Origin of the sequence: Serratia sp. L9 (assembly GCF_050632285.1) — a bacterium.
Classification (GTDB): Bacteria; Pseudomonadota; Gammaproteobacteria; order Enterobacterales; family Enterobacteriaceae; genus Chania.
Genome location: NZ_CP192591.1, coordinates 2,191,434 through 2,209,432, shown reverse-complemented (window position 1 = coordinate 2,209,432; position 17,999 = coordinate 2,191,434). Strand labels below are relative to the sequence as shown.

Here is a 17,999-nt window from a genome sequence, read left to right as displayed (position 1 = left end):
ATCGGTGAGAAATCAGGACGTTGTGATTTCCCCTACGGACTGCCGCTTGCGGCATTCAAATCGGTTCCTGATCGATTTGTCATCCCTGGTCACTCACTGAAATCAGCTCCAGGGAAGAGTGAGCGGGTCGCCTAGCTACAGCTTGAAATTCACAGGGTAAACAACATCGAGGTTTTTTCATGTCATCCGCCGTACTCGCCTTAAATTTTGGCTCCATGACTCAAGTTATCCAGTTTCTGATGGAAATCGACAAACTGAAAAGCGTTCAGCGCCGTACCAAAGTGCTGGGCACACAACGGCAGGAAAACTCGGCCGAGCACAGCTGGCACTTTGCCATTGCCGCAATGAGCCTGGCTCCTTACGCCAATGAAGATGTCGATATTCAGCGCGTGATCCAGATGGCTCTGCTGCACGACATCGTCGAAATTGATGCTGGTGACGTGTTTGTTTACGATCTGGCGGCGCGCGAGGCGATCCACGATCAGGAAGTCGCCGCAGCAAAACGCTTGTTTGGCATGTTGCCGCAGCCTCAGAATGAGTTTTTCACCGCTTTGTGGCAGGAATATGAAGCTGGTGAAAGTGCCGATGCGCGCTTTGCCATCGTGCTGGATCGCAGCATGCCGATGTTGATGAACCTGCATAATGAAGGCCAAAGCTGGGTAGAAAACAACGTCAGCCTGGATCAGGTGCTAAAGCGTAACTCGATGATTGCGGATATTCACCCTGAACTGTGGGAACATTTACTGCAACATTTGCATGATGCGCAGCATAAAGGCTGGTTGAAGTAACAGATTAGGGGCGCCTTGGCGCCCTTGTGGGTTCAGCGCCCGCCTGCGGCCTCGATAAAGCTGCCGGTGACATAAGAAGCCGCATCGGAAAGCAGCCAGGCGATGGCCTGCGCCACTTCCTCCGGCTGGCCACCCCGCTGCATCGGCAACGATGCTTTCACGCGATCCACGCGCCCCGGTTCACCACCGCAGGTATGCATCTCGGTATAGATAAAACCAGGCCTTACGCCGTTGACACGGATCCCCTGCGCCGCCACCTCCAGCGCCAGACCGGTAGTCAGCGTATCCACAGCTCCTTTTGATGCAGCATAGTCGACATATTCTCCTGCGGCACCCAGACGCGCCGCAGCAGAAGAGACGTTGACGATCGCCCCGCCCTGCCCGCCATGGCGTAAAGCCATGCGTTTTACCGCTTCGCGGCAACAGAGAAAATAACCTGTGACGTTGGTCGCCAACACGTTGTTAATGCGTTCAGCGGTAAGCTGTTCAATGCCCGCCTGTTGGAACAAAATACCTGCATTATTCACCAGCACATCGATTGGGCCGAGCGTAGCATCCAGTTCGGCAAACATGGCTACCACCTCGCCCTCTTCGGCAACGTTCGCCCGCAATGCCTGCGCCTTGCCACCCTGATTTCGGATCTGCTCCACTACCTGCTTTGCCGCCATCTCGGCTTGCAGGTAATTAACCCCAACGACGTAGCCCTGACGGGCCAACAATAACGCCGTCGCACGGCCTATGCCTCGGCTGGCGCCGGTCACCAAAGCTACTTTTGTCATGCTGTTCCTTTCTTTTTGGGGGTAAGAAATAGTATCCGGTGTTAACAGGTGAAGCCGGCGAGTTCAGTCAACAACGTATACAGTGTCATTGCAAGAATAGCTTATAAATACAAAGAGATAATAAAAAATCATACTATCCTGTTTTTAAGTAATAAAGCCCGGCAAAAAAGCTGCCCCTTAATAAAGGTCCGTCTTAATTAACACTTAAATATCACTCAAGAAAAATATATTTTAATATCTGTCTGCTTGAATGAAAATTTACATTACCGGGATGCTTATTTCGAAAAAACCAATTAGAGCATTCAAAGAAACCCTACCTTTATAAGCATAAGGAACTGTTAGGTGAAAAGGATTTATTCATGACTCTGGTAGCTTCGGCTTGATTTCTGGCAGCCATCAACCGCCTACAGTTGATAAGCAGGAGATAATAGCCTGCCGTTTATTTCCCGTTTCATCGCCACAACTAGCTCGGTCACCGGAGGGAGTGTACAGGCCAACACGATGTCTGGCGTTATCGATAACTCATTTGAATCTCCAGCCACCCCGCTAGTTCAGGGTGGCTGTATGCCCGTAGATTATAGACTTGGCGGATGGTGTTATTCGTATTCGCTCATCGGAACACAAGAGCAGAACAAATTACGATCGCCGTACACATCATCCAGGCGCTTCACGCTTGGCCAGTACTTATTTTCACGCACGCCAGCTGCCGGGAATACGGCCAGTTCGCGGCTATATGGGTGTTGCCAGTCGCTGACCAGTTCGGCCTGAATGTGCGGCGCGTTGACCAGCGGGTTGTCTTCCAGCGGCCATTCACCACGATGTACCCGATCAATCTCGTTGCGGATAGCCAGCATCGCATTGATAAAGCGATCCAGCTCCACCTTGCTTTCCGATTCGGTTGGTTCAACCATCAAGGTGCCAGCTACCGGGAATGACATGGTTGGCGCATGGAAACCGAAGTCAATCAGGCGCTTGGCTATATCCATTTCGCTGATACCGGTCTCTTCCTTCAGAGGGCGGATATCCAGGATACATTCGTGTGCCACACGGTGATCGCGCCCGGTATACAGCACCGGATAGGCGTCTTTCAGGCGGGTTGCGATGTAGTTGGCATTGAGGATCGCCACCTGGCTGGCCTGCTTCAACCCTTCTGCGCCCATCATGCGGATATACATCCAACTGATCGGCAAAATTGAGGCGCTGCCGAACGGAGCCGCCGAAACCGCCCCCTGCTGGGTGGTGACGCCATCAATCTGGACCACGCTATGCCCCGGAACAAAAGGTGCCAGGTGCGCTTTCACACCGATTGGCCCCATACCTGGGCCACCGCCGCCGTGAGGAATACAGAAGGTTTTATGCAGGTTGAGGTGCGAAACATCCGCGCCAATATAACCCGGCGTAGTTATGCCCACCTGCGCGTTCATGTTGGCACCGTCGAGGTATACCTGCCCACCGAACTGGTGCACGATCTGGCATACTTCGCGGATGGTTTCTTCATACACGCCATGGGTGGACGGGTAGGTGACCATAATGCAGGAAAGGGCTTCACCTGCCTGCTCGGCTTTGACACGCAAGTCGTGCAGATCGATGTTGCCGTTCTTGTCGCAGGCGACCACCACGACGCTCATCCCGGCCATCTGGGCAGATGCAGGGTTGGTGCCGTGCGCCGAGCTTGGGATCAGGCAGATATTACGGGCCGCCTCATTGCGGCTTTCATGATAACGGCGGATCGCCAGTAAACCGGCATATTCGCCCTGCGCGCCTGAGTTTGGCTGCATGCACACCGCATCGTAACCGGTCAGTTGCACCAACCATTGGGAAAGCTGGCCAATCATCAGTTGATAGCCTGCCGCCTGCTCTGGCGGGCAGAATGGGTGCAGCTCAGAGAATTCAGGCCAGGTGATAGGGATCATTTCCGCAGCCGCGTTCAGCTTCATGGTGCAGGAACCCAGTGGGATCATCGCCTGATTCAGCGCCAGATCTTTGCGCTCCAGGCGGTGCATATAGCGCATCATCTCGGTTTCGCTGTGATAACGGTTGAATACCGGATGAGACAGGATCGGATCCTTGCGTAACATCGCCGCCGGGATAGATTGACCGTCTTTGCTGACTAGCGCATCCAGTACATCGATATCCAGGCCATTTTCGTCGCCAGCCAACAGGGCAAACAGCGTCTGTACATCTTCACGGGAAGTGGCTTCATCCAGCGTGATACCCACAGCACCGTGAATATCCGTGCGCAGGTTGATGCCAAAGCTCAGCGCGCGTTCCAGCACAGCAGCCTTGTCTTTCACTTCAACAGTGAGTGTATCAAACCAGGTTTTGTGACGCAGTTGCAGGCCAGCCTGCCGCAAACCTGCCGCCAGAATATCGGTCAGACGATGGATCCGCCCGGCAATACGTTGCAGGCCTTGCGGACCATGATACACCGCATACAGGCTGGCGATATTGGCCAGCAGCACTTGCGAGGTACAGATATTGGAGTTGGCCTTTTCACGGCGGATATGTTGTTCGCGGGTTTGCATCGCCATGCGCAACGCGGTATTACCCGCAGCATCGCGAGATACCCCGATGATACGGCCCGGCATGGAACGTTTGAATTCGTCACGGCAAGCGAAGAAGGCCGCGTGCGGGCCACCGTAGCCCATTGGCACGCCGAAGCGTTGCGCAGAGCCGAACACCACATCGGCACCCTGCTTGCCAGGTGCGACCAACAGCACCAGCGCCATAATATCGGCTGCGATGCTGGTGATAATCTTGCGCTGTTTCAGCTTTGCTAACAGCGCGCTGTAATCGTGCAGTTCACCCGTAGTGCCAACCTGTTGCAGCAGCACGCCGAATACACCTTGCAGTTCCAGCACTTTCGCCGGTTTATCGACGATCACGTCAAAACCAAAGGTTTCGGCACGGGTACGCACCACGTCCAGCGTCTGCGGATGAACATCATCAGCCACAAAGAAACGGTTGGCATCTTTCAGCTTACTGGCGCGTTTGGCCAACGCCATCGCTTCCGCCGCGGCAGTCGCCTCATCCAGCAGTGAGGCAGAAGCCAGATCCAGCCCGGTCAAATCAAGCGTCAGGGTCTGGAAGTTGAGCAGTGCTTCAAGGCGGCCTTGCGATACTTCTGGCTGGTAAGGTGTGTATGCCGTGTACCAGCCTGGGTTTTCCAGCATATTGCGCAGGATCACTGGCGGCGTCAGCACCGCGCTGTAGCCCATACCGATGTAGGATTTGTAGCGCTGATTCTGTGAGGCAATCGCCTTCAGTTCGGCCAACGCCTGATGTTCAGTTGCTGCATCGCCCACCGGTGGCGGCCCCGGCAGTTGAATATCTGCTGGCACAATCTGTTGGATCAGCGCGCTGAGTGAACGCGCGCCCACCGCTTCCAGCATCTGCTGTTGTTGCTCTGCAGAAGGGCCGATGTGGCGTTCGATAAACGCTTCGCTGTGTTCAAGTTGGCTGAGTGTCTGAGTCATTGCTACAAATTCCTGAATGCTTGCGGGGTACGAGATATAGCCTGAGCTGCAACACGCCCCACTTTTCAGCGGGGCGTGATAATGTTTACTCGTCGATAGAAGCGAGATACGCGGTGGCATCCAGCAGCTTACCTAGCTCTGCCGCATCAGAAGCCTTGATGCGGAACAGCCAGCCTTCACCATAGGGCTCGCTGTTAACCAACTCCGGGGAGCTTTCCAGCTCGCCGTTGACTGCAATGATTTCACCGCTGATTGGCGCATAGATATCAGAAGCGGCTTTTACCGACTCCGCAACGGCGCAGTCATCGCCAGCAGACACCGTAGCGCCCACTTCCGGCAGATCGACAAATACCATATCGCCCAACAATTCCTGCGCGTGCTCGGTGATGCCCACTACGTATTCGCCGTTGCCTTCGTCACGAACCCACTCATGGGATGCGGCGTATTTCAATTCTGTTGGCACATTGCTCATTGGCCTGCTACTCCTTCGAAGAATAAAAACTAATTAATCAGTGATTTACCGGCACGTACAAAGCCTGGTTTAGTCACCTTCACTGGCATTTCGCGGTTACGGATCTGCACGACAGCCTGTTCGCCAATACCGGCGGGAACCCGTGCCAGCGCGATGCTAAAGCCCAGAGTCGGGGAAAACGAACCGCTGGTGATCACCCCTACCTGCGCCTGGCCGTTCACGTCGGTGAAATGCACCGGCAACTCATTACGTAATACGCCTTTTTCGGTCATGATCAAGCCAACCAGTTGTTCGGTGCCCTTTTCACGCTGCTGTTCCAAGGCCTCACGGCCAATAAACTGGCGATCCTGTGGTTCCCAGGCGATAGTCCAGCCCATGTTGGCAGCCAATGGCGTAACCCCCTCGTCCATTTCCTGGCCGTAGAGGTTCATACCGGCTTCCAGACGCAGCGTGTCGCGTGCGCCCAGCCCAGCGGGTTTCACGCCAGCGGCCAGCAGTTTCTGCCAGAAATCAACTACCTGCTCTTTTGGCAGGGCAATTTCATAGCCAGCTTCGCCGGTATAACCGGTGGTAGCAATAAACAGATCCCCAGCCTGCACGCCGAAGAAGGGTTTCATACCCTCCACTGCCTGTTTCTGTTCCGGGGTAAACAAAGTGGCGGCGCGTTCTTTGGCCTGAGGGCCTTGCACCGCGACCAGCGCCAGATCGTCGCGTACCGTCAGTTCAACGCTGTACGGTGCCGCGTGCTGTTCAATCCAGGCTAAATCTTTCTCGCGGGTTGCGGAGTTAACCACCAGGCGGAAATAATCTTCGGTAAAGTAATAGACGATCAGATCGTCAATCACGCCGCCGGACGCATTCAACATGCCGGTATACAGCGCCTTACCAGATTGAGTGAGCTTGGCAACATCGTTAGCCAGCAGGTAACGCAGGAATTCGCGGGTGCGAGCACCGCGCAAATCCACGATGGTCATATGGGAGACATCGAACATACCGGCATCTTGACGCACGGCGTGGTGTTCATCAATCTGGGAGCCATAATGCAGCGGCATCATCCAGCCATGAAAATCGACCATGCGCGCACCGCACGCCACATGCTGGTCGTACAGTGGGGTTTGCTTTGCCATCTTTTCCCTCTTTCAACTCAAGTAGCCGAAGACAGGGTGTTGCGGCGCAATAAGGCGGGTGTAACTCGCGGACCTGATTGCGTGAACACGCTGGCTGCTCAATACAAATTTTCACGCCGATAACGCTCGACGCAAACGATACCTTTCCCTGAAGTTATCATTGAGCTGTTCCATTAACCATAAGTTAAATTATGATCAGCACGCTTCAGAGGCGGTAAACTGCGGAGCTAGTTTGCAGAGTTTTTCACTGGAAAAATGCGTCTAATGGCACAAAATTAACAATTAAAGCGCCCTAAATCCGAAGTTATATAACAAACAGGTAGTAAGAAAGAGAGTTTCGGCTTTTGATAACCAGACATGGAATTAGAAAAAGTAATGGTAAAAACCGGCTGGAATTAGAATTTCTCAAATGAAGGGAGGATAAGGAAAATCTATGGATGAAATGACAGAGGCCTGCGAGCCAGACCTCATAAAAAATTACGCCAGCCAATCAGGCAGGTCGTTAAGCCCCATCGCCTGACGAATGAGTTTCGGCTTCACCCCCGGCAGGCTGTCGGCCAGCCTTAAGCCCACATCACGCAGCAGTTTCTTAGCCGGGTTGTGGCCAGCAAACAGCTCACGGAACCCTTGCATGCTGGCCAGCATAACAGCGGCACCATGCTTGCGGCGGCGCTCATAGCGGCGCAGATAAAGGTGCTGGCCGATATCTTTACCCTGGCGCTGCAGGCGCTTGAGTTCAGATATCAATTCTGCGGCGTCCATAAAGCCCAGGTTAACGCCCTGCCCGGCCAGGGGATGGACGGTATGTGCAGCATCCCCCACCAGCGCCAAACGATGTGCCGCAAAGCTGCGGGCATAACGCCCGGTGAGTGGGAAGGCCAGACGATCGCTTTCCAACTGGCAGTTGCCCAGGCGCATATCAAAGGTCATTGCCAGCTCGCGATTAAAGGCTTCTGGCTCCAGCTGCTGCAAACGTTCGGCTTCTTCTGGCGCGACCGACCAGACAATCGAGCTCAAATGCGGATCGTTAAATGGCAGGAAAGCCAGGATCCCCTCACCATGGAAAACCTGGCGAGCGGTGACCTGATGAGGCTCTTGCGTACGGATGGTGGCTACTAACGCGCTGTGGCGGTAGTCCCAGAAGGTCAGTGGAATATCGGCATACTGGCGCAGCCAGGAGTTGGCCCCATCGGCCCCCACCACCAGCCTGGCGGTCAGCATGCGGCCATCTTCCAACGTGACAAAGGCATCGTTCTCTCCCCATGCCACCTGTTTCAACGCCGCCGGAGCCAGCAAAGTCACATCGGCCAGCGTCAGGGCCTTTTTCCATAAGGCCTGCTGGATCACCTCATTTTCAATGATATGCCCCAGATGACTGAAGCCACACTCATCACCACGGAAGGCAATCTTGCCGAAGCTATCACGATCCCACACTTCCATCGCGTTATACGCACTGGCGCGCTGACCGAGGATGTCATCCCACACGCCAATCTGTTGCAGCAGCCGTTCACTGGCAGCGTTAATCGCAGAGACACGCAACGCAGGGAGTTCTGGCAGCGGCGATATTTCCGGCTGTCGGTGTTCCAGTACCGCCACGCGCAGGCCACTGCCCTGCAAACCACAGGCCAGCGCCAATCCCACCATACCGCCGCCAGCGATAATCACATCAAATGATTGCATGCTGCTCCAATTCCTTAAATTAACGTTCAACCCAGCCCAAAGTGCGTTTGGCAAAAGCATCACGCATTGCCGGGGACAGCTCCATCGCCATCAGCCCCAGATTACGCCCGACAACCAGCGGTGCATAACCGTTGGCAAACAGCCGAATCAAGCCGTCAGTCACGCCGATGGTTGCCTGCTGATCTTTCTGCCGCCGCTGCTGATAATGGCCCAACAACGAGTAAGCCCCTAAATCTTCGCCTGCCTTAGCAGCTTCGGCCAGGGTTTCGGCCAGCGACATCACATCCCGCAGGCCAAGGTTGAACCCCTGCCCGGCAATCGGGTGCAGCGTCTGCGCCGCATTACCCACCAGTGCCAGACGGTGGCTGACATGCTGGTTGGCCATTAACAGGCTGAGTGGATAACTATGGCGCTTGCCCGCCTTCAGCATCTTACCCAACCGCCAACCGAACGCCTGTTGCAGTTCGCTGAGAAAACGCGCGTCGCTCCAGCTATCCACCTGCTGGCGATTTTCCCGCGCATGACACCAGACCAGGGAACTTCGCCCACCAGACATCGGCAACAGTGCCAGCGGCCCGTAGCGGGTAAAGCGTTCAAACGCCCGCCCCTGCGGAGACTCGGCGGTGGTGACGTTGGCGATAGTGGCAAACTGGGGGTAATCATTCTGTTGCCACTGGATATTGCAGGCCTGTGCCAGCGCAGAGCGTGAACCGTCTGCGGCTACCAGCAGTTGCCCGTTCAGCCGCTGCCCGTTATCCAGCACGACTTCAGCATGATCGGCGCTACGCAGCACATCGACCACTTTAGCCGGGCAGTGCAGCCTCACGCCAGGGGCCTTTGCCAGCAACGCAAACAGCCGCTGCCCGGCATCGTGCAGCTCAATCACCTGCCCCAACGCCTCGACCTGATAATCCTGCGCTTGCAGATTCACAAAACCGGCATGCCCGCGATCGCTTACGTGAACATGGGTGATCGCCGTAGCGCAGTCACGCAGCGCGGGCCAGACACCAATACGCGCCAGTTGTTGGCAGGTTCCCTGTGCCAGGGCGATGGCTCGGGCATCAAAGCCTGGGTGCGCACGATCGTCTGGCCGAGTTGCCTCCACCAGATCGACCACGACCTTACCCTGCGTCAGTGATGAAATCGCCAGTGCCAGCGTTGCGCCAGCCATCCCGCCACCAACAATGATTACGCTCATATTATCTGGCCGCCGCCATCAGGGCTTCGATTGCGTCTGCGTCTTTCACTACGCTGGCGGTCAGGTTTTCGTTGCCATCTTGAGTGATGAGAATGTCATCTTCGATACGAATGCCGATGCCGCGATATTCCGCTGGCACGGCGGCGTCTGGCGCTATATACAAGCCAGGTTCGATCGTCAGTACCATGCCAGGCTCCAGGAGGCGATCGCGGTTTGGTGAACCATAGTGGCCGACATCATGCACATCCAGCCCCAGCCAATGGCTCAGACCATGCATAAAGAACGGGCGATGCGCCTGCTCGGCAAACAGTTGCTCTACATCACCTGTCATTACCCCCAGTTCAACCAACCCGGAGATCATGATACGCACCACCTGATCGTTCACTTCGCGGATGCTGATACCTGGTTTGAACATCGCCAGAGCCCGGTTTATCGATGCCAAAACGATGTCATATATGGCACGCTGTGGCTTACTGAATCTACCGTTTACCGGGAATGTCCGGGTTATATCACCCGCATAGCCACGGTATTCACAACCAGCGTCGATCAGCACTAAATCACCGTCACGCATTTCACACTCATTTTCGGTGTAATGCAGAATACAGGCGTTTTCACCACTGCCAACGATGGTGTTATAAGAAGGGTAACGCGCACCGTGGCGGTTGAACTCGTGCAGGATCTCCCCTTCCAACTGATATTCGAACATGCCAGGGCGGCATTTTTCCATCGCGCGAGTATGGGCCAACGCGCTGATCTCACCGGCGCGGCGCATTACCGCCACTTCTTCGGCCGATTTGAACAGGCGCATCTCATGCAGCCACGGGCGGTAGTCGGTTATCGTCGCAGGCGCAGTCAGATTCTGGCGGAAGCCTTTGCGCAATTTTTCCAGAGCACCAAACAGGATTTCATCGGCAAAGGCATATTGCCCCTGCGCATGGTACACCACGTCCAGACCGTTCAGCAGCAGGTGCAGTTGTTCGTTGATTTCGTCAAAGGCCAGTGCGCGATCAACCCCCAGTTTGCCCGGTGCGGCGTCTTGCCCCAAACGGCGGCCAAACCAGATTTCCGCCGTCAGATCGCGTACCCGGTTAAACAGCACGCTGTGGTTATGGGTCTCATCGCTTTTCACCAGGATAAGCACCGCTTGCGGTTCATTGAAACCCGTCAGATACCAGAAATCGCTGTTCTGACGGTACGGATATTCAGAATCCGCACTGCGCGTCACTTCCGGTGCTGCAAAAATAACTGCTGCGCTGGCCGGGGCCATCTGCGCCAATAATGCCTGACGGCGATTGTGAAATTCCTGCTGGGTCATCACCTTCTCCTGAAATCGTTTTATCCCCTTCCTGACTGGACATCAGGTTGGATATCAACCACGCATACCACCAACGGGCTACAGAACAGGCAGTTAGTGTAATGTCGGCTTTTGGTTTTCCGGTGCCGTCGGTTTATGACGGGTAAATTCAGTATGGCAAAGCAGGGCAGCAACGCGGACATACTCCACCACTTCCTCCAGCGACTGCTCCAACTCTTCCTGATCTTCGTCTTCGTCGTAACCCAGTTGAGCGATATTGCGCAGATCGTCGATCGCCTCGCCCACTTCATCTTTCACTTTCGCCAGTTTTGGCTGCATCATGCCCAGCCCCAGCAGGAAATGGTTTACCCAGCCGGCCAGGGCATCTGCGCGATCAAACACGCTGACGGTTTCGCCTTCCGGCATCATCAACTGGAACATAAACTCGTCATCTTCCAGCGTTTCTCTAGTGATTTCATGTAACTGCTGCAAGGGCAGGCTCAGGGCCTGTGGGAAAGCAATCCCTTCGTTGGTCAGATCAAACACCAGCGTCTGCCAACTGGCATCGCGATTGCCACCGCACAGCAGGCCGCTGATCAAACCGTGCATTTCTGCCGCAGTTAAGGCTACCGATTGCTGGTTGAGAGCCACGGTCAAAGATTGGTAACTTGGAAATGTATTCTGTATAGACATGCGCATTCGTCATCGTTGGCAAGATAAGTTCGTGTTATGCTACCACCAAGGTCCGTTGGTATACCAGTTGAGTGCAACATCTCAGTAGCTAGTTTGCATCAGCGTATGCCAACCAAAATGAGGGTAAATATGTATTTTGAAACCCTTTTTTGTTTGGTAATGTTAGGTGCTGTAGTTTACAACCAGCTATTGAAAAAGGGTTGTATGTTGGTACCGAGGTATATATAGTGGCGCCCGCTTTGGTGGCCCGGCAACGGTAGACCGGCGCTGGCGCGAAATTTAGGCAGGAAGGTGGCATGTCTGCACAACCGGTAGATATTCAAATTTTTGGCCGCTCGTTAAGAGTCAATTGCCCGCCAGAACAACAAGATGCGTTGAACATGGCAGCAGAAGATCTTAACCAACGGTTGCAAGATCTTAAAGTTCGCACTAGAGTCACAAATACTGAGCAACTCGTTTTTATCGCAGCATTGAATGTCTGTCACGAACTTGCTCAAGAACGCTTGAAAACGCGTGACTATGCGGCCAATATGGAACAACGAATTCGTATGCTGCAACAGACCATTGAACAAGCATTGCTTGAACAGGGTCGCATCTCTGAACGTCAGGATGCACAATTCGAATAACTTAAGTTGCTGAAGTTGAAGGCTTCGGCAATGAGTAAAAATTTCTCTGAGATGTTTGCCAGCGGGCCAGTCCCCTGAGCCGATATTTAGTACCAACAGAATGTGATGATCCATGATCGGTGTGCATGCTCGGCCCGTCCGAGAAGCCTTAAGATTGTGACAGCACGTTCACCTTGAACCATGGGTTCAAGGGTTACAGCCTGCGGCGGCATCTCGGAGATTCCCTTCACCTTTATTTTCAATGTGTTAACTCACTACAACTACAAGACGCGGATCTGGCACCATGTCATTTCAACCGCAGTTTTCTCAGCAGCGCCAAACCATTCGTAATGAAATCCGCCAACGACGCAGAGCCTTAACCCCTACTCAGCAGCAAAATTTTGCCCAGCGAATAGCGACCCGCGTCACACAGCATCCACACATTCAAGCGGCTCAATCGATTGCGGTATTTCTTTCTTTCGATGGTGAACTGGATACCGGCCCGTTGATTGAACAGCTATGGCAACAGGGCAAGCGGGTTTATCTGCCGGTATTGCACCCGTTCAGCCCTGGCAACCTGTTGTTCCTGCGATATGCTGCAGATACACCGCTGGTTCGCAATCGCTTCAAGATCCTTGAGCCTGCGCTCGATGTGCGCAGCGTTTTGCCGGTATCGCAGTTGGATGTCGTGCTGACCCCGCTGGTGGCTTTCGATTCCCTGGGGCAGCGCTTGGGGATGGGAGGTGGGTTTTACGATCGTACTTTGCAGAACTGGCGGCAAGGTGGGCCTTACCCGATAGGCCTGGCACACGATTGCCAGCAGGTCAGTGCATTACCTATAGAGCAATGGGACATTCCCCTGCCCGAGATCATCACCCCCTCACAAACCTGGGCGTGGCAGAGTGCATCATAAAAAAGGCCGGATTGCTCCGGCCTTTTGTCCATCGTATACCGCATCGTAAATACCCTGTGAATTTCACGCTGCCGCTAGGTATCTAGCTTACTTATCCCCGTAAGGGACGAAACCCACGGATGGGTTTCGTAATAGCAGATAACAACGCTGCAGCTTGAAAGACGGCGGGTAATTAGAGCAGCAGGCGGGCTCGAATTGTCCCTTCAATTGCTTTCATACGTTGCAAGGCAGCTGCCGCACGCTCGGTTTCCGCTTCGATGTCGATCACCACGTAACCGATTTCCGAGCTGGTTTGCAGATATTGAGCCGCGATATTCACCCCTTCTTCAGCAAAAATCTGGTTAATCTGCGTCAGGATGCCTGGGCGGTTTTCATGGATATGCAGCAAACGGCTGGAGTTCGGGCCATGGGCTGGCAGCGAAACTTCTGGGAAGTTGACCGCCGACAATGTTGAACCATTGTCGGAGTATTTCGCCAGTTTTCCAGCGACTTCGTCACCGATATTTTCCTGCGCTTCCTGAGTGGAACCCCCGATATGCGGCGTCAACAGCACGTTGTCGAATTCACATAGCGGCGAATCGAACGGATCGCTGTTGGTGGCGGGCTCTTCCGGGAATACGTCGATCGCCGCACCGGCCAGATGATTGCTGGCCAAAACCTTACACAGCGCCGGGATATCTACCACCGTCCCGCGTGAGGCGTTAATCAGGATCGCACCCGGCTTCATCAGCGCCAGTTCTTCATCACCGATCATGTTCTTGGTCGACAGCGTTTCCGGTACGTGCAACGTCACCACATCGCTCATATTGAGCAGATCTGACAGGTGGCGCACCTGCTGGGCATTACCCAAGGGCAGCTTGTTCTCGATATCGTAGAAGAACACTTTCATACCCAGGCCTTCTGCCAAGATGCCGAGCTGAGTACCGATGTGGCCGTAACCGATGATGCCCAGCTTCTTGCCACGGGCTTCAAACGAACCCACGGCCAGCTTTTGCCACTGGCCGCGGTGTGCCTTGGCGTTAGCCATTGGGATACCACGCAACATCAGCAGCAGTTCCCCCAACACCATTTCGGCCACGGATCGAGTATTGGAGAACGGAGCGTTAAACACCGGAACACCGCGTTTGGTCGCCGCTTTCAAATCAACCTGGTTGGTACCGATACAGAAACAGCCCACTGCCACCAGTTTCTCTGCGGCAGCGAAAACTTCTTCAGACAGATGCGTACGCGATCGGATGCCGATGAAGTGTGCATCACGGATGGATGCCTTAAGTGATTCGGTGTCTAATGCACCTTTGTGATACTCAATGTTGGTATATCCGGCAGCACGTAGATTATCTACCGTGCTCTGATGAACCCCTTCCACCAACAGGAATTTAATCCTGTCTTTCTCCAATGATACTTTTGCCATTTACCCGACCCTATGTTCAGACTTCAGAAGTGGCTGTTTCCCCTCCAGCTTCCACATTGCTGCCTGCTCGGCAACAACCTGAAATCAACAGCACGTCCTCCAACATAACAAAAATAACGCGCCCGGCAATACAAACGATTGCTTGCCCGTTAGCACAAGGCTCAGTGATGCCAGCGGTTTCTGGTGGAAAATGCCATTGGGAAAGAATTCGGCAGGAGCTTAGTGGAGGTTATTACCGTAATGTGACATATGTCACCAAAATTAACGGTTTTAAGAAAAGATGTTTTAAGACAAGAATTATGCGAAACGGGAGAGTCGCGCCAGGGCATCCTCTCCCAAAACTGTGTAGTACTTTATTTGACTACTTTCACACCATTTGGTGTGCCGACCAACGCAACATCGGCGCCACGGTTGGCAAACAGGCCGACGGTGACGACACCGGCAATCCCATTAATCTTGTTTTCCAGTGCGATAGCATCAAGGATATTGAGATTGTGAACATCGAGGATCACGTTGCCATTGTCGGTCAATACATTCTGGCGGTATTCCGGCAGGCCACCGAGCTTCACCAGTTCACGCGCCACGTAAGAACGCGCCATCGGGATCACTTCTACCGGCAGCGGGAACTTACCCAGTACGTCAACCTGCTTGGTTGAATCAACAATGCAGATAAACTGACGGGCAATCGCGGCAATGACTTTCTCGCGGGTCAGGGCTGCGCCCCCTTGATCATCTGCATCTGGCCATTGATCTCATCGGCGCCATCAACGTAGATATCCAACACATCCACTTCATTGCTATCGAAGACGTGGATCCCCAGGCTTTTCAGTTTGGCGGTGGAAGCGTCAGAGCTGGAAACAGCCCCTTCGATCTGATGTTTGACCGAGCCTAAAGCGTCAATAAAGTGAGCGGCGGTAGAACCCGTACCCACCCCCACGATAGTGCCCGGTTTCACGTATTCCAGTGCCGCCCAGCCTACCGCTTTTTTCAGTTCATCCTGAGTCATGATGTGTTCATTGCCTATATACGAAAACGTGTGCGTATTATAGGGTAAATCCCCGTTGGCACCTTAGGCTAAAACACACTTATTTAAGCTGCCGCACATTTCTCGCCTTCCGGATGAAACTGATCCACGCGCGTGCACCGGGATTTTTTCACCTGAAAAAACGTAAAAATGTGGCATAGTGCCTGAATCAACTTACTTTAAGGGATATCCACTGCGATGAAACGCCCAGACTATAGAACCTTGCAAGCGCTGGACGCAGTGATACGTGAACGTGGCTTTGAACGCGCGGCACAAAAACTTTGTATCACTCAATCGGCGGTATCTCAGCGTATCAAGCAGTTGGAGAACCTGTTCGGCCAGCCATTGCTGGTTCGCACCGTGCCACCACGTCCAACCGAACAGGGTCAAAAACTGCTGGCTCTGCTGCATCAGGTGGAATTGCTGGAAGAAGAGTGGCTGGGGAATGACAACGGCATTGATACACCGTTGCTGCTGTCATTGGCGGTCAACGCCGACAGCCTGGCAACCTGGCTGTTACCAGCGCTGAAACCGGTGCTGGCCGATTCCCCTATTCGCCTGAATTTGCAGGTAGAAGATGAAACCCGCACCCAGGAACGCCTGCGCCGGGGGAGGTAGTTGGGGCTGTGAGTATCCAGCCGCAACCGCTACCAAGCTGCGTGGTGGATCAATTAGGGGCTTTGGACTACCTGTTTGTCGCCTCAAAAGCCTTTGCCGAGCGCTATTTTCCTAACGGTGTAACCCGCTCTGCCCTGCTAAAAGCACCGGCGGTGGCGTTTGATCACCTTGACGATATGCACCAGGCATTTCTCCAGCAAAACTTTGACCTTTCACCGGGCAGCGTGCCCTGCCATATCGTTAACTCGTCAGAGGCGTTTGTTCAGCTGGCACGGCAAGGCACCACCTGCTGTATGATCCCACACCTGCAGATAGAGAGGGAATTAGCCTCTGGGGAATTGATCGATCTGACGCCGGGCCTGTTCCAGCGCCGCATGCTGTTCTGGCACCGTTTTGCTCCAGAAAGCCGCATGATGCGTAAAGTGACCGATGCTCTGTTATCGCACGGCCACCAGGTATTAAGGCAAGATTAGAACTCAGAGCGCAGCCCGTGCGCCCCGAGATAACACCGCTTACTGCGCAGCGTTGCGTTGCAACTCAAACACCACATCCACCTGATCGTCAAAGTGAATGGTCTGCTGCTCGTAAGTCTGCGCCGCATCGGCTTCTGGTGCGGCAGAGGCGGTTTTAAACATACGGGCTACAGGCATCGGCTGATAGTTGGCAACATGATAGCGAATGCTGTATACCGGCCCCAACGTGGCCTTAAAGCCCTGAGCCAATGAAGCGGCCTGCTGGGTTGCATTTTCAATAGCCTTCTGGCGCGCCTGCTCGCGATAGACATCCGGCTTCGCTACCCCCAATTCAACCGCACGGATTTCGTTCAGACCAGATTTCAACGCTCCATCCAGCAGCTCATTCAGTTTATCCAACTGGCGCAACGTCACCTGCACCTGGCGTACTGCACGGTAGCCTTTCAGCACCGACTCACCGGTTTTCAGATAGTCATATTCTGGCTGAGTACGCAGGTTGGCGGCACTGATATCTTTCTTTTCAATACCGTTTTTTTGCAGGAAGTCGAAGTATTGCGCCACGCGCTCATCGACCTGTTTTTCGCTTGCGCGGCGTCTTTAGAAGAAACGCTGACTTCGATCGCCAGCGTGGCAATATCCGGGGTGGCGTCTACGCTGGCCGTACCGGAAGTGACTACGTGCGGCCCTTCCGGCAGTTCTGCCGCTTGCAGCGCCAGCGGTAACGTTCCGAATCCAATCATTGCGGCCATGGCCAATACTTTCAGCTTCACAGTGTCTCCTTGAATAGCAAATTGCCTGGCATAAAACCTAACACATCCTTGAGGAGTTTAAATTCGGATTAGTGACAAACTCTTATAAATTGGCACCGTGCCAGGCCAGTTGCAACGCAATGGCCCACATAACCAATCCGACCAAAACGTTGATAATGCGCTGCGCCAGCTGGGTTCTCAGCCACGGGGCCAACCACGAAGCCAGCAAAGCCAGACCAAAGAACCAGATAATTGAAGCGCTGACCGCGCCAAGGGCAAACCACGAGCGAATATCCGGCGCCAGTTGCCCCCCAAGCTGCCAAGCACCACAAAGGTATCAAGATAAACATGTGGGTTCAGCCAGGTGACAGCCAGCATGGTGACCACAATACGCCAGCGGCTTTGTTTCATCTCTTCTGCCGCGGCCAAGGCTATATGTTGACTAAACGCGGTGCGGAAAGCTCCCCAGCCATACCACAGCAGGAAGGCAACACCGCCCCAGGTCACCAGCGTCAACAGCAACGGGAAGCTACTGAGCAAGGCGCTACCGCCGAAAATACCGGCACAAATCAAGGTGATGTCGCTTAATGCGCACAGCGCGGCAATCATCAGATGATACTGGCGGCGGATCCCCTGGTTCATCACAAAGACATTTTGTGGGCCAAGTGGCAGGATCATCGCGGCGCTCAAGGCAAAGCC

Annotated in this window: 12 protein-coding genes, 1 other RNA gene and 4 pseudogenes; 5 read left to right on the top strand and 12 right to left on the bottom strand. The window is 54.1% G+C overall.

Features of this window, described 5'->3' with window-relative positions; translation table 11 throughout:
• The first annotated feature begins 179 nt into the window (after positions 1 to 179).
• Positions 180 to 788 (top strand): HD domain-containing protein, encoded by a 609-nt coding sequence (locus tag ACQ86O_RS10515; RefSeq protein WP_431225170.1) that lies wholly within the window; start codon positions 180 to 182, stop codon positions 786 to 788.
• A gap of 32 nt (positions 789 to 820) precedes the next feature.
• Here the strand turns inward: ACQ86O_RS10515 and ACQ86O_RS10510 are convergent, their stop codons facing one another.
• From ACQ86O_RS10510 to ACQ86O_RS10475, 8 genes are all read right to left on the bottom strand, one after another.
• On the bottom strand, positions 821 to 1,567 hold the full coding sequence (locus ACQ86O_RS10510; protein WP_431225169.1) for an SDR family oxidoreductase: 747 nt from the start codon (positions 1,565 to 1,567) through the stop codon (positions 821 to 823).
• 596 nt (positions 1,568 to 2,163) lie between these two features.
• Entirely contained in the window at positions 2,164 to 5,043 is a 2,880-nt protein-coding gene (gcvP, locus tag ACQ86O_RS10505) for an aminomethyl-transferring glycine dehydrogenase (protein WP_431225168.1), read from the bottom strand.
• Between the two features lie 85 nt (positions 5,044 to 5,128).
• Positions 5,129 to 5,515, bottom strand: coding sequence for a glycine cleavage system protein GcvH (gene gcvH, locus ACQ86O_RS10500; RefSeq protein WP_431225167.1), 387 nt, complete (start codon positions 5,513 to 5,515; stop codon positions 5,129 to 5,131).
• A gap of 29 nt (positions 5,516 to 5,544) precedes the next feature.
• On the bottom strand, positions 5,545 to 6,642 hold the full coding sequence (gene gcvT, locus ACQ86O_RS10495) for a glycine cleavage system aminomethyltransferase GcvT (protein ID WP_431225166.1): 1,098 nt from the start codon (positions 6,640 to 6,642) through the stop codon (positions 5,545 to 5,547).
• 477 nt (positions 6,643 to 7,119) lie between these two features.
• Positions 7,120 to 8,322, bottom strand: coding sequence for an FAD-dependent 2-octaprenylphenol hydroxylase (gene ubiI / locus ACQ86O_RS10490; RefSeq protein ID WP_431225165.1), 1,203 nt, complete (start codon positions 8,320 to 8,322; stop codon positions 7,120 to 7,122).
• 19 nt (positions 8,323 to 8,341) lie between these two features.
• Positions 8,342 to 9,520 carry a 2-octaprenyl-6-methoxyphenyl hydroxylase gene (gene ubiH, locus ACQ86O_RS10485; RefSeq protein WP_431225164.1) on the bottom strand — a complete coding sequence of 393 codons (1,179 nt, stop codon included), beginning with the start codon at positions 9,518 to 9,520 and terminating at the stop codon, positions 8,342 to 8,344.
• 1 nt (position 9,521) lies between these two features.
• Entirely contained in the window at positions 9,522 to 10,835 is a 1,314-nt protein-coding gene (pepP, locus tag ACQ86O_RS10480) for a Xaa-Pro aminopeptidase (RefSeq protein WP_431225163.1), read from the bottom strand.
• A gap of 93 nt (positions 10,836 to 10,928) precedes the next feature.
• Positions 10,929 to 11,507, bottom strand: coding sequence for a YecA family protein (locus tag ACQ86O_RS10475; RefSeq protein ID WP_431225162.1), 579 nt, complete (start codon positions 11,505 to 11,507; stop codon positions 10,929 to 10,931).
• A gap of 296 nt (positions 11,508 to 11,803) precedes the next feature.
• Here ACQ86O_RS10475 and zapA point away from each other — a divergent pair, with 296 nt between their 5' ends.
• The 3 genes from zapA (at position 11,804) to ACQ86O_RS10460 (ending at position 13,025) form a co-directional block, all read left to right on the top strand.
• A complete protein-coding gene (zapA, locus tag ACQ86O_RS10470; protein WP_021179791.1) occupies positions 11,804 to 12,133 on the top strand; it encodes a cell division protein ZapA in 330 nt (109 codons plus the stop codon).
• Between the two features lie 40 nt (positions 12,134 to 12,173).
• Positions 12,174 to 12,357: non-coding RNA, 6S RNA (ssrS, locus tag ACQ86O_RS10465), on the top strand.
• Positions 12,358 to 12,416: 59 nt separating this feature from the next.
• A complete protein-coding gene (locus tag ACQ86O_RS10460) occupies positions 12,417 to 13,025 on the top strand; it encodes a 5-formyltetrahydrofolate cyclo-ligase (protein WP_431225161.1) in 609 nt (202 codons plus the stop codon).
• A 172-nt stretch (positions 13,026 to 13,197) separates the two neighbouring features.
• On the opposite strand, the gene serA is transcribed toward ACQ86O_RS10460, so the two are convergent.
• Both serA and rpiA read right to left on the bottom strand, forming a co-directional pair.
• Positions 13,198 to 14,436, bottom strand: coding sequence for a phosphoglycerate dehydrogenase (gene serA, locus ACQ86O_RS10455; RefSeq protein ID WP_431225160.1), 1,239 nt, complete (start codon positions 14,434 to 14,436; stop codon positions 13,198 to 13,200).
• Between the two features lie 353 nt (positions 14,437 to 14,789).
• Positions 14,790 to 15,442 (bottom strand): annotated as a pseudogene (gene rpiA / locus ACQ86O_RS10450) (ribose-5-phosphate isomerase RpiA).
• Between the two features lie 216 nt (positions 15,443 to 15,658).
• Between rpiA and ACQ86O_RS10445 the strand changes: the two are divergent.
• A pseudogene (locus tag ACQ86O_RS10445) lies at positions 15,659 to 16,551 on the top strand (LysR family transcriptional regulator ArgP).
• A gap of 39 nt (positions 16,552 to 16,590) precedes the next feature.
• Here ACQ86O_RS10445 and ACQ86O_RS10440 read toward each other — a convergent pair.
• Both ACQ86O_RS10440 and argO read right to left on the bottom strand, forming a co-directional pair.
• Positions 16,591 to 17,321 (bottom strand): annotated as a pseudogene (locus tag ACQ86O_RS10440) (oxidative stress defense protein).
• An 82-nt stretch (positions 17,322 to 17,403) separates the two neighbouring features.
• Positions 17,404 to 17,942 (bottom strand): annotated as a pseudogene (gene argO, locus ACQ86O_RS10435) (arginine exporter ArgO).
• Between the last annotated feature and the right edge of the window lie 57 nt (positions 17,943 to 17,999).